20 protein-coding genes are annotated in these 20,796 nt (G+C 73.3%); 6 read left to right on the top strand and 14 right to left on the bottom strand.

Annotated features, from left to right (window positions below; all coding sequences use genetic code 11):
* Positions 1 to 145 precede the first annotated feature (145 nt).
* From ACY0MR_RS20425 to ACY0MR_RS20405, 5 genes are all read left to right on the top strand, one after another.
* Positions 146 to 1,432 carry an ion channel protein gene (locus tag ACY0MR_RS20425; protein WP_473554582.1) on the top strand — a complete coding sequence of 429 codons (1,287 nt, stop codon included), beginning with the start codon at positions 146 to 148 and terminating at the stop codon, positions 1,430 to 1,432.
* A gap of 43 nt (positions 1,433 to 1,475) precedes the next feature.
* Positions 1,476 to 2,897: a glutamate decarboxylase gene (gad, locus tag ACY0MR_RS20420; RefSeq protein ID WP_392206959.1), complete on the top strand. Its 1,422-nt coding sequence runs from the start codon at positions 1,476 to 1,478 to the stop codon at positions 2,895 to 2,897.
* A 322-nt stretch (positions 2,898 to 3,219) separates the two neighbouring features.
* Positions 3,220 to 3,996: an ATP-binding cassette domain-containing protein gene (locus tag ACY0MR_RS20415; RefSeq protein WP_473554579.1), complete on the top strand. Its 777-nt coding sequence runs from the start codon at positions 3,220 to 3,222 to the stop codon at positions 3,994 to 3,996.
* The gene (locus ACY0MR_RS20410; protein WP_473554577.1) at positions 3,990 to 5,288 is read left to right on the top strand and encodes a DUF7224 domain-containing protein; all 1,299 of its coding nucleotides are present in this window, start codon (positions 3,990 to 3,992) and stop codon (positions 5,286 to 5,288) included. The genes ACY0MR_RS20415 and ACY0MR_RS20410 overlap by 7 nt, the downstream gene beginning before the upstream one ends.
* Positions 5,275 to 5,886, top strand: coding sequence for a hypothetical protein (locus ACY0MR_RS20405; RefSeq protein ID WP_473554575.1), 612 nt, complete (start codon positions 5,275 to 5,277; stop codon positions 5,884 to 5,886). The genes ACY0MR_RS20410 and ACY0MR_RS20405 overlap by 14 nt, the downstream gene beginning before the upstream one ends.
* Positions 5,887 to 5,906: 20 nt before the next feature.
* Here ACY0MR_RS20405 and ACY0MR_RS20400 read toward each other — a convergent pair whose 3' ends face one another.
* The 7 genes from ACY0MR_RS20400 to ACY0MR_RS20370 all read right to left on the bottom strand — a co-directional run bounded on the left by ACY0MR_RS20400 (position 5,907) and on the right by ACY0MR_RS20370 (position 13,041).
* Positions 5,907 to 7,283, bottom strand: coding sequence for an exo-alpha-sialidase (locus ACY0MR_RS20400; RefSeq protein WP_473554572.1), 1,377 nt, complete (start codon positions 7,281 to 7,283; stop codon positions 5,907 to 5,909).
* Between the two features lie 91 nt (positions 7,284 to 7,374).
* Positions 7,375 to 8,139, bottom strand: coding sequence for an ABC transporter permease (locus ACY0MR_RS20395; RefSeq protein ID WP_361857387.1), 765 nt, complete (start codon positions 8,137 to 8,139; stop codon positions 7,375 to 7,377).
* Complete coding sequence (locus ACY0MR_RS20390) at positions 8,136 to 9,116, bottom strand: ATP-binding cassette domain-containing protein (RefSeq protein ID WP_404085900.1); 981 nt, start codon at positions 9,114 to 9,116, stop codon at positions 8,136 to 8,138. The genes ACY0MR_RS20395 and ACY0MR_RS20390 overlap by 4 nt, the downstream gene beginning before the upstream one ends.
* Before the next feature lie 153 nt (positions 9,117 to 9,269).
* Complete coding sequence (locus ACY0MR_RS20385) at positions 9,270 to 9,884, bottom strand: PadR family transcriptional regulator (protein ID WP_392867540.1); 615 nt, start codon at positions 9,882 to 9,884, stop codon at positions 9,270 to 9,272.
* 78 nt (positions 9,885 to 9,962) lie between these two features.
* Positions 9,963 to 10,505, bottom strand: a complete 543-nt coding sequence (locus tag ACY0MR_RS20380) for a DinB family protein (protein WP_361861789.1) — start codon at positions 10,503 to 10,505, stop codon at positions 9,963 to 9,965.
* A gap of 104 nt (positions 10,506 to 10,609) precedes the next feature.
* Complete coding sequence (locus tag ACY0MR_RS20375) at positions 10,610 to 12,067, bottom strand: aldehyde dehydrogenase family protein (RefSeq protein ID WP_388801450.1); 1,458 nt, start codon at positions 12,065 to 12,067, stop codon at positions 10,610 to 10,612.
* A gap of 101 nt (positions 12,068 to 12,168) precedes the next feature.
* Positions 12,169 to 13,041 (bottom strand): helix-turn-helix domain-containing protein, encoded by an 873-nt coding sequence (locus ACY0MR_RS20370; RefSeq protein ID WP_148003630.1) that lies wholly within the window; start codon positions 13,039 to 13,041, stop codon positions 12,169 to 12,171.
* Positions 13,042 to 13,347: 306 nt separating this feature from the next.
* Between ACY0MR_RS20370 and ACY0MR_RS20365 the strand changes: the two genes are divergently transcribed.
* Positions 13,348 to 13,845, top strand: a complete 498-nt coding sequence (locus ACY0MR_RS20365) for an ATP-binding protein (protein WP_392206954.1) — start codon at positions 13,348 to 13,350, stop codon at positions 13,843 to 13,845.
* Between the two features lie 94 nt (positions 13,846 to 13,939).
* Here the strand turns inward: ACY0MR_RS20365 and ACY0MR_RS20360 are convergent, their stop codons facing one another.
* The 7 genes from ACY0MR_RS20360 to ACY0MR_RS20330 all read right to left on the bottom strand — a co-directional run bounded on the left by ACY0MR_RS20360 (position 13,940) and on the right by ACY0MR_RS20330 (position 20,794).
* Positions 13,940 to 14,152: a DUF397 domain-containing protein gene (locus ACY0MR_RS20360; RefSeq protein WP_173861569.1), complete on the bottom strand. Its 213-nt coding sequence runs from the start codon at positions 14,150 to 14,152 to the stop codon at positions 13,940 to 13,942.
* A 232-nt stretch (positions 14,153 to 14,384) separates the two neighbouring features.
* The gene (locus tag ACY0MR_RS20355; protein ID WP_473554567.1) at positions 14,385 to 15,161 is read right to left on the bottom strand and encodes a hypothetical protein; all 777 of its coding nucleotides are present in this window, start codon (positions 15,159 to 15,161) and stop codon (positions 14,385 to 14,387) included.
* On the bottom strand, positions 15,158 to 15,907 hold the full coding sequence (locus ACY0MR_RS20350; RefSeq protein WP_473554565.1) for a SigE family RNA polymerase sigma factor: 750 nt from the start codon (positions 15,905 to 15,907) through the stop codon (positions 15,158 to 15,160). The genes ACY0MR_RS20355 and ACY0MR_RS20350 overlap by 4 nt, the downstream gene beginning before the upstream one ends.
* Before the next feature lie 142 nt (positions 15,908 to 16,049).
* Positions 16,050 to 16,712 (bottom strand): hypothetical protein, encoded by a 663-nt coding sequence (locus ACY0MR_RS20345; RefSeq protein WP_473554563.1) that lies wholly within the window; start codon positions 16,710 to 16,712, stop codon positions 16,050 to 16,052.
* A gap of 204 nt (positions 16,713 to 16,916) precedes the next feature.
* Positions 16,917 to 18,986, bottom strand: coding sequence for an FUSC family protein (locus tag ACY0MR_RS20340; protein WP_388801466.1), 2,070 nt, complete (start codon positions 18,984 to 18,986; stop codon positions 16,917 to 16,919).
* 183 nt (positions 18,987 to 19,169) lie between these two features.
* Entirely contained in the window at positions 19,170 to 20,426 is a 1,257-nt protein-coding gene (locus ACY0MR_RS20335; RefSeq protein ID WP_473554561.1) for a DUF2786 domain-containing protein, read from the bottom strand.
* Positions 20,405 to 20,794, bottom strand: a complete 390-nt coding sequence (locus tag ACY0MR_RS20330) for a winged helix-turn-helix transcriptional regulator (protein ID WP_148001339.1) — start codon at positions 20,792 to 20,794, stop codon at positions 20,405 to 20,407. Before ACY0MR_RS20330 ends, ACY0MR_RS20335 begins: the two co-directional genes overlap by 22 nt.
* Positions 20,795 to 20,796 lie beyond the last annotated feature (2 nt).

The following is a 20,796-nucleotide window of genomic DNA, read 5'->3' as shown; positions in this document are numbered from 1 at the left end:
CATCGGCGCGGGCGCCCCGGTCGGCGGCGGGCCCGTCCGGCCCGGGTCGCGGAGGTCCACCGGTGGGTGACGCGCAGCGAGCTGTACGTCCGTTCGACCCGAATTTCGGGATGTTCTGCGGCATTTGCTCACTTATGGTGGGTCGGTGGCCACCGATCACGCTTCGCCCACTCCCCCCGCCGCCGACCCGACCCCGCTGCGGATCCTGCTCCCCCAGGTGCTTCCCGCGCTGGTGGTCGGCGTCATGGCGGCCCTGGTGTTCCTGGGGATCAGCGCCCTGGCGGACCAGCTGAAGGACGTCCTCTGGGACGACCTGCCGAGCGCGCTCGGGATCGGTGACTACTCCGCCCTCTGGATCATCGTCATGCTCACGGCGGCCGGCATCCTCTCCGGGCTCCTCATCTGGAAGTTCCCCGGACACGCCGGGCCGGACCCGGCGGCCGAGGGCCTCGGCGGGAAACCCCTGGCCCCCGGGATCGTCCCCGGTCTCCTGATCGCGGCCACGATCACGCTCGCCGGCGGGGTCAGCCTCGGCCCCGAGAACCCGATCATCGCGTCCAACATCGCCCTCACCTACTGGCTCGGCCGGAAGGCCGCCCCCGCCGTCCCGGGCGCCGCCTGGGTCGTCCTCGCCTCGTCCGCCACCATCGGCGCCCTCTTCGGCACCCCGGTGGCCGCCGCCCTCGTCATCTCCGAGGCCCTCGCCGGCACCCCGGGGCCCGGCTCGCTCTGGGACCGGCTCTTCGCCCCGCTCGTCGCCGCCGGCGCCGGGTCCATGACCACCCAGCTGCTCGCCGAGCCCACCTTCGACATGGGGCTCCCGCCGCTCACCGACCCCGGCTGGGGCGATCTGCTCTCCTCCCTGGTGATCGCCTCCGCCGCGGCCGCCTTCGGCCTCGCCGCCTGCTACCTCTTCCCCTACGTCCACGCCGCCTTCCGGCGCCTGCGCCACCCCCTGCTGATGCTGCCGCTCGGCGGACTCGTCCTCGGCCTGCTGGGCGCCGTCGGCGGGCAGCTGACCCTCTTCAAGGGCCTGGACGAGGTCAAGGAGCTCGCCTCCTCGATCGGCGGATGGTCCTCCGGCGAGCTCGCCAAGCTGGCCGTGGTCAAACTCCTCGCCCTCCTCGTCGCCTCCTCGTGCGGCTTCCGGGGCGGCCGGATCTTCCCCGCCGTCTTCATCGGCGCCGCCTTCGGGCTGCTCGCCCAGGCCCTCGTCCCCGAGGTCAGCCCGACGGTGGCCGTCTCCGCCGGGGTCCTCGGCGTGCTGCTCGCGACCACCCGGCAGGGCTGGATCAGTCTGTTCACCGGGGCGGTCATCGCCGGCTCCCCCGCCGTGATCGCCCTCCTCTGCCTGGCCTCCCTCCCGGCCTGGCTGATCGTCACCGGCCGTCCCCAGCTGCAACTCGACCAGCAGGGGCACGCCCTGCGCTGACCCGGCCCCTCTCGACGCGTCCCACCGCACAGAAGGAGTCCCCATGCCGCTCCACCAGGGTCCCGCCGCCTCCCCCGCCGAGCCCACCCGCCGCCTGGCTCTGAACCCCTTCTTCGGGGAGGCCGCCAACCCGGTCGGCGGCATGACCGAGGCCCCGCCCCACCACCGGCTCCCGGAGAACCCGCTGCCCCCGGCCAGCGCGTACCAGCTCGTCCACGACGAGCTGATGCTCGACGGCAACTCCCGGCTCAACCTCGCCACCTTCGTCACCACCTGGATGGAACCCCAGGCGGGCGTCCTGATGGCCGAGTGCCGCGACAAGAACATGATCGACAAGGACGAGTACCCGCGCACCGCCGAACTGGAGCGCCGCTGCGTCGCCATGCTCGCCCAGCTGTGGCACGCGCCCGACCCGTCCTCCGCCGTCGGCTGCTCCACCACCGGCTCCAGCGAGGCCTGCATGCTCGCCGGCATGGCCCTCAAGCGCCGCTGGGCCAAGCGGAACGCCGACCGCTACCCCGGCACGGCCCGCCCCAACCTGGTCATGGGCGTCAACGTCCAGGTCTGCTGGGAGAAGTTCTGCAACTTCTGGGAGGTCGAGGCGCGGCTGGTCCCCATGGAGGGCGACCGCTTCCACCTCGACGCCGAGTCCGCCGCGGCGCTCTGCGACGAGAACACGATCGGCGTCGTCGCCGTCCTCGGCTCGACCTTCGACGGGTCCTACGAGCCCGTCGCCGAGATCTGCGCCGCCCTCGACGCCCTCCAGGAGCGCACCGGTCTGGACATCCCCGTCCACGTCGACGGCGCCTCGGGGGCCATGGTCGCCCCTTTCGTCGACGAGGACCTGGTCTGGGACTTCCGGCTCCCCCGCGTCTCCTCCATCAACACCTCCGGTCACAAGTACGGCCTGGTCTACCCGGGCGTCGGCTGGGCCCTGTGGCGCTCCTCCGCCGAACTCCCCGAGGACCTCGTCTTCCGCGTCAACTACCTGGGCGGCGACATGCCCACCTTCGCCCTCAACTTCTCCCGGCCGGGCGCCCAGGTCGTCGCGCAGTACTACACGTTCCTCAGGCTGGGCCGGGAGGGCTACCGGGCGGTGCAGCAGACCTCCCGCGACATCGCCCGCGGCCTCGCCGAACGGATCGAGGCGATGGGCGACTTCCAGCTCCTCACCCACGGCGACGAACTCCCCGTCTTCGCCTTCACCACCGCCCCCGACGTCACCTCCTTCAACGTCTTCGACGTCTCCCGGAGACTGCGCGAACAGGGCTGGCTGGTCCCCGCGTACACCTTCCCCGCCAACCGCGAGGATCTGTCCGTCCTGCGGGTGGTCTGCCGCAACGGCTTCTCGGCCGACCTCGCGGGACTCCTCATCGAGGACCTGAACCGCCTGCTCCCCGAACTCCGCAGCCAGTCCGAACCGTTCACCCAGGACCTGGCCGCGGCGACGTCCTTCCATCACTAGAGACGACACGAACGTGACGGACTCCGCGCCGGTCGCGCGGTGAGATCACCGTGCGACCGGTAGCGGAGAACCACCCAAGCGGCGCATACGGACGCTCTTGATTCGACCTTTTAGGGGCGAATGACCCTCTCGACAGTGCCGGGACCTCCCAGCATTCCGCGACGCCCCTTCCCTCTCTGTGGACGCGCCGGACCGCGACCGCCGGTACGGCGAGAATCGCGGCTGCCGCAGTTCTGTCGCTTGCGGCCACCGGCATCGCCGCTCCGCGTACCAGTAGCCCGACTGGTACGGCGGGTGCCGCGGACATCAGAGAGAAGTTCCCATGGGGCCTGTTCCTGTCGCCCGACTGACCGCTCTCAGTCAGGGATACGGCGGTCAACGCGTGATCGAAGACCTCAGCCTGTCCATCCAGCCGGGCGTCACCGGCCTGCTCGGCCCCAACGGGGCCGGGAAGACCACGCTGTTCCGGACCCTCGCCACGATCGCGCCGCCGCAGAGCGGAGCGCTGGAGCTGTTCGGTGAGTCCGTCGACAGCGAGCGGCGCGCCCGAAGGGTTCGCCGGCGCATCGGCTACCTGCCGCAGGACTTCGGCTACTATCCGGCGTTCTCCATCACGGACTTCGTCCGATACTGCGCGTGGCTCCGTGAGGTCCCCCCGAAGGACGTCGCCTCGGCCACCGACAAGGCGCTCGCGGCGGTCCGCCTCTCCGACAGGTCGCGCGACCGCATGAAGTCCCTGTCCGGCGGAATGCTGCGGCGCGCCGGAATCGCCGCGGCGATCGTCGGCTCGCCTGCCCTGCTCCTGCTGGACGAGCCCACCGTCGGCCTGGACCCGGCGCAGCGTCTCGACTTCCGCGACCTCATCCGTTCGCTCGCCCGTGCGGGAACGGCCGTGGTGCTCAGCACGCACCTCGTGGAGGACGTGGGTGCCGCCTGCGACACCGTTCTCGTGCTGAACCAGGGCCGGGTGGTGCACCGCGGCACGCCGCGGCAACTGGCGGACCTGGCCGCACCTGCGGCCCCGGGCGACAGCCCGCTGGAGCGCGGCTACATGACCGTCCTCGGCGCCGGCCGGCCGACGAAGGAGACCGCGTGCTGAACACCTACCTCATCGAGCTGCGACGCTCCCCCCTCCTCACCGCCTTTCCCGTGATGATCGCCGTGGACCTCGCGGTCCTCTTCGGACGGTCCCAGTACTGGATCGGGGTGTGGCCGGAGGCAAGCGTGGCGGCGCAGATCGTCACGCTGTTCCTCGGGCCCGTGCTCGCCGGTGTTTCCGCCTGGCAGGCAGGACGGTCCTCACGCGCGGGGATGGCCGAGCTGCTGCGCGCGGCCGCACAGCCCGGCTGGCGCGTCGAGACCGCGCGACTGGGCGCCACGCTCACCCTGGGCTTCCTCGCCTACGGAGTGGGGTGCCTCACCGCGGCAGCCGTCTCGTTCGGTGATGCGGGGCCAGGCTTCCTGTGGCCTTCCTACATATCGCTGGGTGCGGCGACCCTCATCATCTTCGCCTCGGTCGGACACCTGGCCGGCCGATGGTGGCCCTCACCCGCGTTCACGCCGGTGGTCTGTGCCCTGGGCTGCTTCATCAGCATGCTCGCCCTGCCGTTCAAGTTCAACGTCCTCGCCGGGCCACCGGACACCCACGTCCGCCCCCTGCCCGTGGCCGTCCGTCTTCTGCTCGCCCTCGCGCTCGCCGTCCTCGCGGTCACCGCCCCGCCGCGGGCGAACAGGGTCGAGCGCCAGATGCCCCGCCGCCGTCTGCCGCTTCCCACGCGTGCCATCGCCCTCGGTTCGGCCGTGGCGGCCCTCGCCGCACTGGCCGCCGCACCCGCCGCCGGCGAACTGCGCGTGGAACGCCCGGCGTCGTCCGCCACACCCGTGTGCGAGCGCGCCGGCGGGTCCGCACCAGAGGTATGCGTCTGGCCCGAGCATCGAAAGTACCTGCCGGAGCTGACCAGGATGGCTCAGCGTCTCGCCCAGCCCACTCAGCCATGGGTCAAGACTCCTGAGGACTTCTACGAAGTCGGTCTCCGACGCGGCGAGCTGGGCGACCGCGGATTCGACATCGCCGAAGGGCATACGCGCACCGCGGCGATCGCCATGGCCGACCAGGTGTTCACCACCTCTCTCGGCCGATGCCGACCTCCTCTGAAGGAGCGTCGGGCCTGGCAGGCCATCGACAACCTTCACATGTGGCTGGAGTACCAGGCTGTGGGCCAGGATCCAGCCGTAGCAGACGAAGGCCTCCATCTCACCGGCATCGGAACCGCTCAGCACGAGGCCGGAGAGGCGGTCAGGCTCTCGCCCGCCGAACAGCGGAAGTGGATCGCGCAGGAGCGCAGCCATCTCGGCGAGAAGGCGTGGTGCGCCCCTGATGACTGGCAGTGATCTGCTCCGCTACGCGCGAGTGCACCGGGCCGCTGGAGTCGTCGCCGCAGCAGTGGCGGTCGCCCTCCTCTCGGCGCTCTTCGGGAACACCCGTATCGCGCTGCCCTCCATCGGGAGCGCGAGCCTCTCGTCCGGTGTCCCTTACCGTCAGGAGCTGCCGCTCCTCTCCGCCGTCTTCATCACGGCTGCCTTCGGCGGATCGATGGCTGCTCATGAGGCGTGCGGAGCGCCGGTGCTCCATCGCCTTCGGAGGGCCTATCTCGTCGCCTTGACCATGCTGGTCTGCCTGCTCTCCTTCGCCACCGAGTCACTGGCGGCCGGATCGGAGCAGGGCGTGGTCTTCGTCCGGTCCATCCTCATCTGGCTGGGCCTCGCACTCCTCTCCGTCAGCCTCTTCGGCGAGCAACTCGGCTGGGTCCTTCCCACCGCATCGGCTTTCGCCCTCATCTGGTATCCGCTGCACTGGTGGGACTGGACGGCCAATCCCGCGTTTGATCCGACGAGTTGGTGCATCGCCGGCCTGTCTCTTGCATGGGGTGCCGCTGCCACAGCCGCGACGCCCTGGCGGCGAAGATCCCTTCTCCGCGCACGAGCCTGACGCCCCGCCGCCCCCGCTCGTCAGTCGTCCGGCCGGGTGTCGCAGGCCAGGTGGAACGTCGACCAGCGGGCCCCGTCCTCGGTCAGCGCGTAGCCGCAGGGTGAGTCCTCGCGCAGGAGGCCCAGGGGGGTGCGGCGGGTGTGGTGGGAGCCGTCGGCGAGCCGGGCGAACGTCCGGCCGCCGTCGGTGCTCCGGTACCCGGAGTGCTCCGCACCGATCTCCACCCGGGCGCCGGGTCCGGGGACCGGCAGGCCGAGCAGCGTGCGGGGCTGCTCGCTCGGTCCCGTCGTCCACATCCGCAGCCAGGTCCTGCCGCCGTCCACCGAGCGGTGCAGCGCCCTCATCGGGTTCTTGACGGGCTCCCCGCCCCTCAACTCCCCCATCTCCGCCGCGTACACCGCGTCCCTGCCCACCGCCACCGCCGTGTACCGGCCGGGATCCGCGGTCGGGCCGGGCAGCCGGGTGACCGTCCAGCCGCGGCCCCCGTCCCGGGAGACGGCGACCGCCGCCCGCCCCGACCGCGGGTCCGTGCCCGAGACCCACCAGGAGCCGTCGGGCTCCGGCTGCTCCTGGGGGCGGGGGCGGTCGCCGAGCAGGGGCACCCGGGCCAGCGCCCGCCTCCTGCCGTCCTCCGGGGAGACCACCACGAGCCGGTGCCGCCGGCAGTCGTCCGGCAGGGCCCCGGACGGCTCGGCGCAGTCCGTGCCGAGCACCGCCCCGGCGGGTATCCCCTGGATGGTCCCGACCGTACGGGTGTCGCCCGCCCGCCAGGTCCGTCCGCCGTCCCTCGTGAACCACGTCCGGTCCCGGGGTCCGGCGCCGCCCTCCTCGACGAGCGCCCGGCCGGGGCCCAGGGCCGTCAGCTGCGAGGAGACGCCGTCGGTCCCCGTCACCCGGGGCAGCGGGGACCGCCGCAGCACCCATTCCCCCGCTCCGGCGTCCAGGACGGCCACGTGCTGCCGGCAGAAGCCGTTCTCCGGGGCCGCCGGGTCGCCGACGCAGGAGGCGAGCAGGGCGAACCCGCTGCCGTCCCGGGCGAAGCCCAGACTGTGCGCCCGCCCGGGCAGCCCCTCCGTCGAGGGGATCCTGGGCGGCGCCCCGAACAGCCCCGGATCCGGCTCTCCCGGCGGCCGCCCGCCGGCCGTTCCCGAGGAGCCCGGGCCCCCGGGGGAGACGGGCCCCGCCGAAGACCCCGCCCCCTCCGCAGAGTCCCGGCCCTCCGGGGAGGCCGGGTCCGACGCGGCGCCCGCTCCCTCCGGTGACCCCCGCCCCGCCGCGGCCCCCGGCCTCCCCGAACCCCCCTCCTCCCCTCCCGAGTTCGCTCCCGTGCACCCGCTCAGCACCGCCAGCACCAGCGCCACGACGGCGCCGACCGCTCCTCCCACGCCCCTGCGCATCGCACGTCCCCCTGTCCTCCCCGGGCGGTCCGCGGTGAACCGCTGCCTTCAATACACCGCTCACCGCCTCCGGGTTCCCACCTGTGCGCCGCTACTTCCCCAGCCGGCCGAACCTCCGTACCGCCAGCGGGAAGAAGACGGCGACCAGCGCCAGCGGCCACACCACCGCCGCCCAGACGTGGCCCGGCTCCCCGCCGGGGCCGCCGAAGAGGTCGCGGACCGCCGTCGCGGTCGCCGACATCGGGTTCCACTGCACCAAGGTGCCGAGCCAGCCCGGCATCGAGTCGGGCGAGGCGAAGGCGTTGGACAGGAAGCCGATGGGCCAGACCAGGATCTGCACCGCCTGCACCAGTTCGGCGCGCCCCGCGACCAGTCCGAGGAAGATCCCGATCCACAGCATCGCGAAGCGCAGCAGGAGCAGCAGTCCCAGCGCACCCAGGGTGTTCCCGAGGCCGCGGTCGGCCCGCCAGCCGATCGCGTAGCCGACGCCGACCATCACGAGCAGTCCCACCGCCGACTGGAGCATGTCGGCCGCCGCCCGCCCGACGAGGACCGCCCCGTCGGTCATCGGCATGGCCCGGAAGCGGTCGATGACGCCCTTGTTGAGGTCCTGCGTGACCGCCGTCATGGTGCCTTCGAGCCCGAAGACCATGGTCAGCGTGAGCATGCCGGGCACCAGGAAGTCGACGTAGTCCCCGTCGACGCTCCGGCCGCCGCCGACCAGGTAGCCGAACATCAGCAGCATCATCACCGGGAACACGAGCCCGACCAAGACCTGCACGGGCTGGCGCGCCCAGTGCGCCAGCTCCCGGCGGGTCATGGTCCAGCAGTCGCCCACCACGTACGCGGCGCTCATGCCGTCACCTCCTGTGCCACGGCCCGTCGCGGGGCCTCGTCCCGGTCCGTCAGGTGCAGGAAGACCTCGTCCAGGGTCGGTCGCCGCAGGGCGATGTCCTCCGCCTCGATCCCGGCCTCCCCCAGGGCCCGCACGGTCTCGGTGAGCGAGGCCATCCGGTCCGTCACCGGCGCGCTGAGCAGCCGCCGGTCGGCGTCCACGCGCACCCCCGCGCGTGGGACGGGCAGCAGCGCGGCCGCCTCGTCGAGCCGGGCCCCGTCCCGTACGACCACGTCGATGCGGTCCGCGCCGACCAGCGCCTTGAGCTCGCCGGGCGTGCCGTCGGCCACGACCCTCCCCTGGTCCACCACCGAGATGCGGTCGGCGAGCTGGTCGGCCTCCTCCAGGTACTGCGTGGTCAGCAGCACCGTCGTGCCCCCGCCGACGAGCGAGCGGACCGACTCCCAGACCTCACCGCGCCCGCGTGGGTCGAGTCCGGTCGTGGGCTCGTCGAGGAAGAGCACCTCGGGTTCCGTGATGAGCGAGGCCGCCAGGTCGAGGCGCCGCCGCATGCCGCCGCTGAACTGCTTGACCGGCTTGCGGCCGGTGTCGGTGAGGCCGAAGCGCTCCAGGAGCTCGTCGGCCCGGGTGCCCGCGCGCCGCGCGCCCAGGTGGTGGAGCCGCCCGAACATCTCCAGGTTCTGCCGGCCGCCCAGTTCCTCGTCGAGGGCCGCGTGCTGCCCGAGCAGCCCGATCCGCCGCCGCACCTCCCGGGCCTCGGTCCGTACGTCGTGCCCCGCCACCCGCACCAGCCCCTCGTCGTGGCGCAGGAGGGTGGCCAGGATCCGTACGGTCGTCGTCTTGCCCGCGCCGTTGGGCCCGAGCAGGCCGTGGACGGTGCCGCGCCGGACCGTGAGGTCGAGGCCGGCCAGGGCTTCCTTCTCGCCGTACCGCTTGCGCGCGCCCTCCACGAGGATCGCGTCCCCGGTCGTTCCCATGTCGTTTCCTCCCTGAATCGACTTAGTCAAATTTGATCAGTCGCCATCGCCGGAGCAAGGTATGCCCTGCGGGAGAGTTAGTCAAACTTGATTAGTTGGAGTCTCCGGTCAGTCCTTCTCGCCGGTCCCCGGTCCCGACCGCGCCGCGCCCGGTCAGGTCGCGTAGGGGTTCTCCTCGCCCTCCGCGAGGACCCCCACGAAGGGGTCGCCCTCCCCGGCGAACACGTACGCCCCGGCCTCGATCCGCTCGATCAGCCCGAGCGTCCACTCCTTGCCGGCGTCCGCCGAGTGGACCCACATGTGCATGATCTCGCCGATGTGCCCGAGCTGGCCGGGGCCGCCCTCCGGCGTGTAGTACTCGGTCACCGCGGCCCGCCACTCGTCCAGCGCCCGCACCCGCTGCCGCAGCAGCTCCGCGGCCTCCTCCCGGGGCAGGTCCACGATGAAGCCGATGCCCGCCGACAGGACGTCCATCTTCTGGTCGTACGTGGTCAGCGCCTCCCGCAGCAGCGCGAAGTACTCGTCGAGCCCCTGTTCCGTCAGCTCGTACTCGACGCGGGGCGGCCCGCCCACCGCGCTCGGCGCCACCTCGTGCGCGTGCAGCAGCCCCTGCTTCGCCATCTGCTTGAGCGCGTGGTAGATCGAGCCGGGTTTGGCGTGGGACCACTCGTGCGCGCCCCAGAACTCCAGGTCGTTGCGGACCTGGTAGCCGTGGGCGCGCCCGTGCTGCTTCACCGCGCCCAGGACCAGCAGCCGGATCGCCGACATCGCCGTACCTCCTAGTCAATTTTGACCAGGGTACGCGCGCGGTGGCGCCGGGCGGCGGCGCCGACCGCGCCGAGGGCCTCAGCCCCGGCCCTGCTCCGCCGCGATCAGTTCGAAGGACCCCTTGCCGTCCAGGGACTCGCGGATGACGTCCGCGTGCCCGGCGTGCCGGCCCGCCTCCTGGACCAGGTGGAGCAGCATCCAGCGGATCGAGACCCGTCCGCCCGCGGGGAACCACGGCGCCTCGGGCAGCGGGAAGGTGTCGTCCAGGCTCGGCACCGAACGGACGAACTCCTCGGTCTCCTTGGCCACGCCCGCCCAGAACTCCACGATCTCCGGGACGGTCTCCCCCTCCACCAGCCGGAAGCCCTCGCTCCAGGTCTCCTGGCTGCGCTGCCGCTCGTTCGGCTTCTGCTGCGCCAGCCGGAGCCAGTTCAGCTCGACCTCGGCGACGTGCTTGAGCAGCCCGGAGAGGCTGAGCTCGCTGGCGCTGGGCCGGCCGGCCGCCTGCTCCTCGGTGAGGCCGAGGAGCGAGCGGCGGATCGCGGCACGCTGGGCCTCGACGAAGTTGAGGAGCGCTCCGCACTCGTCGCCGTGGGTCTCCGTGGGAACGAGAGCCACCATGATGTCCGCCTTCCGTCGCCGAATCCTCGATGCCGTCCGGCCCGGGTGGCCCCGGACCTTCTCGACACCCCTCACGCTACGGACCCTTGCGGACAACTACTGTCCTAGAAGGGGAACCGGCTCCGGCCGTGCTGGATCGAGATCCACTTCTGGGTGGTGAAGCTCTCCACCATCGCCTCGCCGTTGAGCCGCCCGATGCCCGAGTGCTTCTCACCGCCGAAGGGCACGATCGGCTCGTCGTGCACGGTGCCGTCGTTGATGTGGATCATGCCGGTGTGGATGCGCTTGGCCACCCGCACACCCCGCTCGACGTCTCCCGTGTGGACGGCGCCGCTGAGGCCGTACGGGGTGTCGTTGGCGATGCGGACGGCCTCCTCCTCGCCGTCGAAGGGGACGATCAGGGCGACCGGCCCGAAGATCTCCTGGCCCAGGACCGCCGCGTCCGGGGCGAAGCCGGTGAGGACGGACGGGGAGACGAGGTTGCCGTCGACCGTGCCGTGCAGCAGGGCCGTCGCGCCGCCCGCGACCGTCTGGTCGACGAGCGTGGAGACGGCCTCGGCCTGCTGGGAGTTGATGAGCGGGCCGATGTGGGTGGCGGGGTCGGCCGGGTCGCCGACGCGCAGGGTCTTCACCTTCGCCACGAACTTCTCGGTGAACTCCTCCTCGACCGTCCGGTCGACGAGGATGCGGTTGGCCGCCATGCAGACCTGGCCCTGGTGCACGAAGCGGCTGAAGACGGCCGCGTCGACCGCGTAGTCGACGTCGGCGTCGTCGAGGACGATGAGGGCGCTGTTGCCGCCGAGTTCGAGGACGGCGTGCTTGAAGTTCTGCGCGCAGACCGTGGCGACGTGCCGGCCGACCTTGTCGGAGCCGGTGAAGGAGATGACCTTCGGGACCGGGTGGGTCAGGAGCGCGTCGCCGATCTCGGCGATGTCGGTGACGACGACGTTCAGCAGCCCGGCCGGCAGACCGGCCTCCTCCAGGACCTTCGCGACGAGGGTGCCGCCGCAGATCGGGGTGTTCTGGTGCGGCTTGAGGACGACGGCGTTGCCGAGGGCCAGCGCGGGGGCGACCGACTTGATCGACAGCAGGAAGGGGAAGTTGAACGGGGAGATCACGCCGACGACGCCGACCGGGACGCGGTAGACGCGGTTCTCCTTGCCGTCGACCGGGGACGGCAGGATGCGGCCCTCGGGGCGCAGTGCGAGCTGCACCGCCTCGCGCAGGAACTCCTTGGCGAGGTGCAGCTCGAAGGCGGCCTTGAGGCGGGTGCCGCCGAGCTCGGCGACGATCGTCTCGGCGATCTCCTCCTCGCGGTCCTCGACGATCCGCAGAGCCCGCTCGAAGACGAGCCGGCGGGTGTACGGGTTGGTCTCGGCCCACTCCGTCTGGGCGCGCTCCGCCGCGCGGTAGGCGCGGTCGACCTCACCGGCGGTGGCGACCGTGATCGACGCGAGCTTCTCCCCGGTGTACGGGTTGAAGTCGATGATGTCCCAGGAGCCGCTGCCGGGCTTCCACTCGCCGTCGATGTACTGGTGGGCCAGGTCGGTGAAGTGCGACATGGATCGAGACCCCTCTACCCGCTCTACTTCCGCACGGATGACAGAAGTGACGTCGAAACGCCGAATCGTCGGAACTGATGTCACGTCATCGTACTGATGTGTCAGATGAGTTGGAGGAGTCCGCGCAGAAGATCACGGCTTTCGGCCGGATCGGGCCCTTCCTTCTGCAGTCGCTCCATCACCCGCTGGTACTGGCCGACCTCCTCGCGCTTGTCGAGGTAGAGGGCGCTGGTGAGCTGCTCCAGGTAGACGATGTCGGAGAGGTCGGACTCGGGGAAGCTCAGCATCGTGAAGGCGCCGCTCTCGCCGGCGTGCCCGCCGAAGCTGAAGGGCATCACCTGGAGCGTGACGCCCGGGTGCTCGGAGACCTCGATGAGGTGCCTCAACTGGCCGCGCATCACGGACCGGTCGCCGTAGGGGCGGCGCAGCGCGGCCTCGTCGAGGACCGCGTGGAACTGCGGGGCGCGCTCGGAGACGAGGACCTTCTGGCGTTCGAGGCGGAGCGCGACGCGGCGGTCGATCTCGGCGGCGGGGGCGTCGGGCATGCCCCGGGTGACGACGGCCTGGGCGTAGGCCTCGGTCTGCAACAGGCCGTGGACGAACTGCACTTCGTAGACGCGGATGAGGGAGGCGGCGCCCTCCAGGCCGACGTAGGTCTGGAACCAGCCGGGCAGGACGTCGCCGAAGCTGTGCCACCAGCCGGCCACGTTGGCCTCGCGGGCGAGCCCGAGGAGCGAGCCGCGCTCGGCCTCGTCCCCGACCCCGTACAGCGTGAGCAGGTCCTCGACGTCCCGTGCCTTGAAGCTCACCCGACCCAACTCCATACGGCTGATCTTGGATTCGGACGCGCGGATCGAGTAGCCGGCCGCCTCGCGGGTGATCCCGCGCGACTCGCGCAACCGCCTCAGCTGTGAGCCCAGCAGGATGCGCCGCACCACACTCCCGCTCGCTCCGCCCGATTCGCCTGCGGTCACGGCTCCCAGCCTCCCCTTACGGTGTCGAGCCCCCGTCGAGCCCCGGATTCTGCCACCAAACGCTTCAGCGCGTACACATTCGATTACGGAAAGACGGCGAGTTCCGGGCAGTCGCGGAAAGTTCCCCTCCGGCACCGGACGACTTATGCACAGATTAGGCACGTGGACGGACAGGTCCGGCGCGTGCACGTGCATCTGCCCTTGCATCCAGTGGTCGCATTCGGAACCATGGACCCCGCGCAGCCGCGTACTCGTTCGTGTTGTCGTGTTGTCGCACCACAGTCGCGATTCCCGGGAGTGCCTCGCATGGGGACGAATGGATCGACCGTGCTCGAGCCGTTACGGCAGGGCCTTCCGCCGATCGATCCCGGCGCCGTCTCCACCTCCGCCTCCTGCGCTCTGCCCGCGCGGTACGAAGCCGTCCGCGGGGCCCGCAAGTTCACCAGCGCCACGCTCGACCGCTGGGAGCTGACCGAGCGCTTCGACGACGTGGCCCTGGTCGTCTCCGAGCTCGTCACCAACGCGCTGCGCCACGCGGTGCCCTCCGACGCGCCGCAGGAGGAAGGCCAGAATCCGCCGGTTCGCCTGCATTTGATGCGCTGGTCCTCGCGCCTGGTGTGCGCCGTGCGCGACCCCAGCCGGGAGAGCCCGGAGGCGCGCGGCGGCGAGGAGGACTTCTCCGCCGAGTCCGGCCGGGGGCTGTTCCTCGTGGACTCGTTCAGCGACAGCTGGGGGTGGCACCCCCTGGCCGGCACGCTACGGGGCAAGGTCGTGTGGGCGCTGTTCCGGGTCGGCCCGGAGTAGCCGCACGCGCACGCGTACCGACGCGAAAGGGCCCCGGCGGCGACCGCCGGGGCCCTTTCCGTGCGGGTACGTGGTCCGCGCACCCGCGACGCACTCACACCAGGTGGTCGAACTCCCCGTCCTTGACGCCGAGGAGGAGAGCCTCGATCTCCGCGGGCGTGTAGACGAGGGCGGGTCCTTCGGGGTGGCGCGAGTTGCGTACGGCAACGTTTCCCCCGGGCAGTTTCGCGAACTCCACGCAGGATCCCTGGGAGTTGCTGTGCCTGCTCTTCTGCCACACGACGCCCCGCAGCTCCGTGGCCGCCATGCCGTTGTACGCACGATGCGCATGATGCACTGGTAGCTCCCCGAGTTGCTTGGTGCAGGTGTCAACTTCCTCGGATCATAGCTGTGTTCATATGCCGGTGCATGAGCAGATGCACGTGCACGGGGGGTGGCGTAGCGGCTACGCGACAGAGCGTGCTACCAGCGGGTACGTCGTCCCGGCCGCCCCTCACCCTACGGGTCGCGGCCTCCCGCCGGACGCCCCGCCGTGCCGGTCAGGGCCCGTCGCCCCGCGGCAGCAGGGGCAGCTCGGAGAGGACCCTGCCCGCGCGGTCGTACAGCACCGTGGCGACCTCGCCCATCCCCGGCCCGGTGTGCGCGTACCAGACCCCCCAGCCCGGCCGGCCCGGCAGTTCGAGCAGGGTCGCGACGGCCGTGCGGCCCTCGGCGTTCCTCAGCTCGACGCGGCCCGCGGAACGGGTGCCGTAGTAGAGCCCCGAGTGGAAGGCGCCCTTCGGGCCCCCCTCGCTCTGGTGGCTGACGCCCGGAGCGCCCAGGTCGACGTTCCCGTCGGTGACGCTGCGCGTGTTCTCGTAGCCGTCCGGCCCGGTCCAGTGCTTGCCCGCCGCCGTCAGCCAGACCCGCCAGCCCTTCCCGGCGTCCACCCGCTCGCCGGAGGCGACGGTCCTGACCGGGGTCGGCGCGGGCGGGCGCGGCGTCGCGCTCGTGCGGACGGGCGGCGAGGAGGTCGGGACCACGGCCGGCGGGACGGCGACCCGGGCCGGGCCGCCGGCCTGCGGGGACGGCAGGACGGGGGTCAGGACGACGACGGCCGCCACGGCCGTCGCGACCGCGAGCACCGAGCCCGCCGACAGCGCGGTGGTACGGCGCCGCCGCCGCGCCCGGCCCGCACGCCGGACGGCCGCCAGCGGCAGCGGACCCGGGACGACCTCGGCGGCCGCCCGCGCGAACACCGCGCGGACGTCGGCGTCGGGACGGGGATCGGGGTCCGGACGGGGATCGGGAGGCGTCGTCGGCCGTGCGGGGGTCATCGTCGGGCTCCGGTCGGGGCGGGGAGGGGCGGGGCGGGGGCGGCGGCGAGCCCGGGGTGGGCGCGCAGCGCGGCCAGGCCGCGCCGGGCGTGGATCTTGACCGTGCCGATCGAGCAGTGGAGGACGCTCGCGATCTCCTGCTCGGTCAGGTCCTCCCAGTAGCGGAGCACCATGACCGCGCGCTGGCGGGCGGTCAGGTCCGCTAACGCGGCCAGCAGCGCGGTGCGCTGTTCGACCGCCTCCGCGTGCCCCGCGGAGGTGTGGCGCAGCGACTCCGGCAGGACCGGGGTCAGGAGGTGGACGACCCGCTTCCGGCGGACCCGGCTGAGGTTGTTGTTGATCAGCGCCCGGCGCACGTAGAGGTCGACCTCCCCGCGGGGGATCCGCCGCCACCGCGCGTACACCTTGGCCAGCGTCGTCTGCACCAGGTCCTCGGCCTCGTGGAAGTCACCGGTCAGGAGTCGGGCGGTGCGCACGAGACGCGGCCAGGCGCCGACGGCGAACTCCGTGAAGCCGTCGTCCTCGACGGGGCCGCCGTCGTCGCCCGTACGGCGGGCGGTCCCGGCTCCGGTTCCGGTTCCCATTCCACCGGTCCTGTCGCGCGTCCCGGCGGGCCCGCCGATCCCGGTGGCGCCGGATGCGTCGGAGGCGCCGCGCGCCCCTGCGGCGGCCGGGGTCCCGGTCGGGCCGGTGGCTCCGGGCGTGCCGGTGGCCGCGGTGACCTGGGGGGCGGACTCGTACGGCACGGTGCCGGACCTCGCGATCGGTCGGTGGGCGGTGGACGGTGGGCGGTGGGCGGTGGACGGTGGAGCGGTCGGCCGTCGGACGGCCGGAAGGGGGTGGCGGGGCCCGCCCCGTGCCGGGCCCCGCCACGTCTCGCTGCCGCGGTCAGCCGCGGCCGGTCGGAACGTCGAAGCCCGGGAGCTCGGCCAGGAGCCGGCCCCCGCGGTCGTAGAGGGTGACGCCGAGGCCGCCGCCGCCGTTCCCGGCCGACGGCCCGGTGTGGGCGTACCAGACGCCCCAGTCCGGCCGGCCCGGCAGGGCGACGAGGGTGGCGACGGTCCGGTGACCCTGGGCGTCGCTCAGCTCGACACGGCCCGCCTTCCGGGTGCCGTAGTAGACCCCGGAGTGGAACACGCCGGTCGCGTCGCCCTCGCTCTGGTGGCTGACACCGGGCTCGGAGCGGTCGATGTTGCCGTCGACGACGCTGCGGAAGTTCTCGTAGCCGTCCGGGCCCGTCCAGTGCTTGCCCTCGCGGGTCAGCCAGACGGTGAAGCCCCGTCCCGCGTCCACCCGCTGTCCGGGGCGGACGGTGCGGACCGGGCCCCCGGCCGGCGCGACGGCGGCGGCCGGGGTGGCCGCGGGGGCCGGGGTAGCCGCGGGGGCCGCGGGGCGGACCGCTGCGGAGGCGGTGGCGGCGGCCGTGGAGGCCGCGCGGGTCCCGGTCTCCGCGCGGGTCCCGGTGGGCGCTCCCACGGCCGACGGTGCCGCGATCGCCACGGCGGCCACGACGGCCACGCCGCCGACGACCGCCGGCCAGTGCTTCTTCATGCGGTTGCTCCCCGTGATGCGATGTCGGTGGAGGACCGCGTACGCCGCGCCCCTCTTCCCTCATCAACTCCTCCGCGCCGTATGCCGGATGACATGCTCGCGAAATTCGTACGGGGAGGGCAGGGGCGGCGGGGCGGGTCGGACCGGCGGGGCGGGGGTGGCGGGGCGACCCGGCGGGGCGGGGGGTGGCGGGGCGGACCGGGGCTACCGCGCACGCGCCCGCGTGGAGTCGGTCAGGGCCGTCGTGACCTCGTCCAGGGCCTCCAGGACGAGCACCGCGCCCTTGTGCAGCAGGAAGTGGTCCGGTGCCTCGTCGGACCAGGCGTCGAGCGTCTCGCGCAGTTCGTCCCACTCCGGCGGCCTGCGTTCCCGGACCTGCTTGGCGCCCCGCTCCGTCGCGTGCCGCAGCGCCTCCGCCAGGGTCGCGGCGGCCGGCACGGGCGGGGCGCCCGGCTCCGGCAGGTGCGCCTCCATGAGCATCGCGACCCGCCCGAACTCCGCGAGCGCGTGGTCGGCCTGCTCGGCCGCCGCGTGCGAGAGCCCCCGGTGCCGCACCGGCTCGTGCGTCGCGCGCTCCACCGCCTCCTGCCAGGCGACCCGCGCCGCCCGGGTGTCGAGGAGCGCCTCGCGCACGTCGGGGCTGCCGGGCCCCATCGGGTCGGCGTACCGCGCGACGACGACGGCCGCGTACCGGCCGACCGAGGCCAGCCAGTCCGCGAGCCGGCCGCGCAGCCGGGGCGTCTCCCAGGCCGGGTAGACGGCGTACGCCAGCATCGCGAGGAGCCCGCCGATCAGGGTCAGCGTCACCCGGTCCCGCACGGTCTGGCTGATGCCCACGCCCTCCATGCCGAGCAGGAAGACGACGTACGCGGCGACGAAGACCTGGCCGGCGGCGTATCCCGTGCGGATGAACAGGTACATCCCGAAGGCGCACACGACCGCGAGTGCCGCCGACAGGTACACGCCCGGGTGGGAGGACTGCACGACCGCCGTCGCCAGGGCGACCCCGACGAGGGTGCCGCCGAACCGGGCCACCGAGCGCGCGTACGTCTGGGAGAAGTCCGGGCGCATCACCATCACCGAGGCCATCGGCGCCCAGTAGCCGTGCCCGAGGGGGAGGACCGCGCCCAGCAGGTAGCCGGCGGCCGTGACCGCGGAGACGCGGATCGCGTGGCGCAGGACCGGGGAGTCGCGGCGCAGTTCGGCGCGTGCCTTCACCAGGACGAGCGGCGCGAGGCGGACCAGGGAGGGGCGGGTCCGGGCGGTGGCGCCGGGTCCCGAGGTCTCGGTCCTCGGCTCGGCCGTGTCGACCACGTCGCCGAGGAGCGCGACGAGGCGGATCGCGGCGCGGCGCGGCGGCCCGTGCAGGAGCGAGAGGGTGTCGCGGCTGTGGAGCGCGGCGAGGGCGGGTTCGGGGAGGTCGACCGGCTCGCCGTGCCGGATCGCGTGCGCGGCGGCGTCCAGAACGGAGCCCGTCGCCCCGAGCATCTCCCGCACGCGCGCGCGTGCGGGGCCCTCCTCGGGGACGCCGACGGCCGGGTCGGCGAGCGAGGCGAGGACCGGGCGGATGCGTTCGGCGAGGCCGCGGGCGCCGTGCAGCTCCGCCGGGCGGCGGCGGGCCTGCCCGGGCGTCACGGCGGCCGCGCTGCGGGCGTGCATGAGGGGCAGGGGGTCGAACGGGGCGACCGGGTCGTGGCGGAGGCGGCGGGCGTAGTCCGCCTCCGCGGCGAGCGCGTCCGCGAGGGCGTCGCGCTGGGCGCCCCAGGGGCGGACGGGGAGCAGGACGACCAGGGCCGCCTGGACCACGCCGCCGGCGAAGATCATGGCGGCGTGGCCGGCGGCGGTGGCGACGGAGGAGGGCAGGGTGACGGTCACCAGCATGATCGCCACGTTGGAGGAGGCGATCATGCCGGCGGTGGGGCCTGCGGCCCAGGCGAGCCCCGAGAGGAACGTCCAGAGCATCAGCAGGGCGAGGAAGAGGGGCTCGTGGGAGACGGTGAGGTAGCCGAGGAAGGTCGACACGGCAAGGCTGGCGCCGGAGGCCAGGGCGAGCGTGGGGCGGGGGCGCCAGGAGCGCTGGAAGGTGGCGATGGCCGCCTGGAAGGCGCCGAAGGCGGAGGAGGCGGCGACGGCCGGCCCGAAGACGGCGAGCGAGAAGCCCACGACGAGGGCGAGACCGAGGGCGGCGCGGGCGGCGATGACGGGGTCCAGCCGCTGCCGCTCGACGGTGAGCCCGGAGCGGGCGGTCTCCCTCAACGCCCGGAGCCAGCTCATGCCCCGAGCGTATCCGCGATCGGGTCATAACCGGGCATTCCGCCCGAGCGACGGGGCCGCGCGGGCCCGGGTCCCACTGGATCCCACCGGGTCCCACTGGATCCGCCACGGTCTGCCTGCCGCGCCCGGCCCCTCCCGACCCGTCCGACCCGCCCGGAACGGACCGGACCGGACCGGACCGGTTCAGTCGCGGCCCTCCACCCCCCGGCGTCCCGGGTGGAGGCCCGCCCGGTCCGCCGCCGAGGCTCCGTGGTTCCAGCCCTCCTCGTCCCAGGCCGCACGCACGCGCGTGGCGCGGGTCTCCGGGAAGAGTTCGTCCGTGCGGGTGGTGACCGCCAGGTCCCGGGAGGCGAGCGCGGGCAGCAGGGTCGGGGCCTCGGACGCCACCCGCCGGGACGTCGCCGCGAGCCGCGCGCCGAGCCGGTTCGCGTACGCCAGCAGGAACGACTGCCGGAACGACTTCGTGCGCTTCCGGCCGCCCGCCCGCTGCTCGGCCTCCGCCCTGGTCATCGCCGCCGTCCCCTGCACGAGGAGCGACGTGTACAGCAGCTCCACCGGGTCGAGGTCGGCCTCGAAGCCGACCACCGTCGAGAAGCCGTAGGCCTCGTTCCACACGGCCCGGCAGTGGTTCGCCGTCGCCACCGCGTCGAGCAGGATCGCCTTGGCCTGCTCGTACGGCGGCTCCACCCCGATCCGGACGGCCCCCGGCGTCTCCGGGGAGGGCGCCCCCGCCGCGAGTGTCGCCTCGTCCAGGCTGTGCCGGGCCATCAGCTCCTGGGCCTTGGCGGTGAGCGCCTCCGCCTCCTCCGGGTACCCCGTCGCCTCGGCCTTCGCGAGTAGCGCCCGGATCCGGGTCAGCATCCGCGGTTCTCCGGCCGCCGCCGGCGGCAGCGCCTCCCCCGGCACCGGGCCGACCGCGTCCAGCCGCGGCAGCCGCACCAGGAGCCGGTATACCTCCAGGACCGTCGTCGCGGACGAGAAGCGGTCCGTCGGCCGGCCGGGCGTCCCGTCCAGCTCGTCGAGCTGGGCCCGCCAGCGGTGCGGCAGCGTCTCGTAGCGGGCCGTCTCGGCCAGGACCAGGCCGCTCAGGAACCGGAGGTGCTCGTCGGAGAGGTCGCGGCGGGCGATCCGTACGAGGTCGGCGGGCTGCCAGCCGCGCGTCCAGAGGGTCCGCAGGAACTCCTCGCCGCGCCGAGCCAGTTCCGCGTCGGCGCCCCGGTCGGCGGCCAGCAGTGACGCCGCCGTGTCGAGGGACGCGTCGTCGTGCGCGTACAGCGCCTCGAAGGCCCTGCCGATCGTGCCTCCGGCGTCGCCGTTACGGCCGGCGTCGCTCCTGTCGTCGACGCGGCCGGTGCCGCGGGTACCGCCGGTGCCGCGGGTGTCGCCGGCGTCGCCGGTGCCGCGGGTGTCGCTGGTGTTCACGCCGTCCTCGCGTCCCATGCCTCGCGCGACCGGGCGATCACCGAGCGGTGATCGAGCGACCAGTCGACGAGCTGCTTGATCAGGTGGGTCATGCTGTGCCCGGTCTCCGTCAGGGCGTACTCGACCTGCGGAGGCGTGGTCGGGTACACCGTCCGCGAGACGAGGCCGTCGCGTTCGAGCCGGCGCAGGGTGAGGGTCAGCATCCGCTGCGAGATCCCGGTGACGAGCCGCTGGAGCTCCCTGAACCGCCGCGGCCCCGCGGCGAGTTCGACGACCACGTGCACGGTCCACTTGTCGCCGAGCCGGTCCTGGACGTCCCGCACCCCGCAGTCCTCCGCGCAGCTCACCAGGGGTTCCGTGGTTACCTCCGTGTGCCCCTCGGACATCG

It is taken from the genome of Streptomyces sp. JN8 (genome assembly GCF_055808075.1).
This window is presented reverse-complemented; position numbering and strand designations above follow the sequence as displayed.

What these genes read in the sequence shown, in the direction of transcription:
- gad (WP_392206959.1), top strand. Translation starts at nt 1,476, where the DNA reads ATGCCGCTCCACCAGGGTCCCGCCGCCTCCCCCGCCGAGCCCACCCGC.
- ACY0MR_RS20415 (WP_473554579.1), top strand. Translation starts at nt 3,220, where the DNA reads ATGGGGCCTGTTCCTGTCGCCCGACTGACCGCTCTCAGTCAGGGATAC.
- ACY0MR_RS20405 (WP_473554575.1), top strand. Translation starts at nt 5,275, where the DNA reads ATGACTGGCAGTGATCTGCTCCGCTACGCGCGAGTGCACCGGGCCGCT.
- ACY0MR_RS20400 (WP_473554572.1), bottom strand. Translation starts at nt 7,283, where the DNA reads ATGCGCAGGGGCGTGGGAGGAGCGGTCGGCGCCGTCGTGGCGCTGGTG.
- ACY0MR_RS20395 (WP_361857387.1), bottom strand. Translation starts at nt 8,139, where the DNA reads ATGAGCGCCGCGTACGTGGTGGGCGACTGCTGGACCATGACCCGCCGG.
- ACY0MR_RS20390 (WP_404085900.1), bottom strand. Translation starts at nt 9,116, where the DNA reads ATGGGAACGACCGGGGACGCGATCCTCGTGGAGGGCGCGCGCAAGCGG.
- ACY0MR_RS20385 (WP_392867540.1), bottom strand. Translation starts at nt 9,884, where the DNA reads ATGTCGGCGATCCGGCTGCTGGTCCTGGGCGCGGTGAAGCAGCACGGG.
- ACY0MR_RS20380 (WP_361861789.1), bottom strand. Translation starts at nt 10,505, where the DNA reads ATGGTGGCTCTCGTTCCCACGGAGACCCACGGCGACGAGTGCGGAGCG.
- ACY0MR_RS20375 (WP_388801450.1), bottom strand. Translation starts at nt 12,067, where the DNA reads ATGTCGCACTTCACCGACCTGGCCCACCAGTACATCGACGGCGAGTGG.
- ACY0MR_RS20365 (WP_392206954.1), top strand. Translation starts at nt 13,348, where the DNA reads ATGGGGACGAATGGATCGACCGTGCTCGAGCCGTTACGGCAGGGCCTT.
- ACY0MR_RS20360 (WP_173861569.1), bottom strand. Translation starts at nt 14,152, where the DNA reads ATGGCGGCCACGGAGCTGCGGGGCGTCGTGTGGCAGAAGAGCAGGCAC.
- ACY0MR_RS20355 (WP_473554567.1), bottom strand. Translation starts at nt 15,161, where the DNA reads ATGACCCCCGCACGGCCGACGACGCCTCCCGATCCCCGTCCGGACCCC.
- ACY0MR_RS20345 (WP_473554563.1), bottom strand. Translation starts at nt 16,712, where the DNA reads ATGAAGAAGCACTGGCCGGCGGTCGTCGGCGGCGTGGCCGTCGTGGCC.
- ACY0MR_RS20340 (WP_388801466.1), bottom strand. Translation starts at nt 18,986, where the DNA reads ATGAGCTGGCTCCGGGCGTTGAGGGAGACCGCCCGCTCCGGGCTCACC.
- ACY0MR_RS20335 (WP_473554561.1), bottom strand. Translation starts at nt 20,426, where the DNA reads ATGGGACGCGAGGACGGCGTGAACACCAGCGACACCCGCGGCACCGGC.
- ACY0MR_RS20330 (WP_148001339.1), bottom strand. Translation starts at nt 20,794, where the DNA reads ATGTCCGAGGGGCACACGGAGGTAACCACGGAACCCCTGGTGAGCTGC.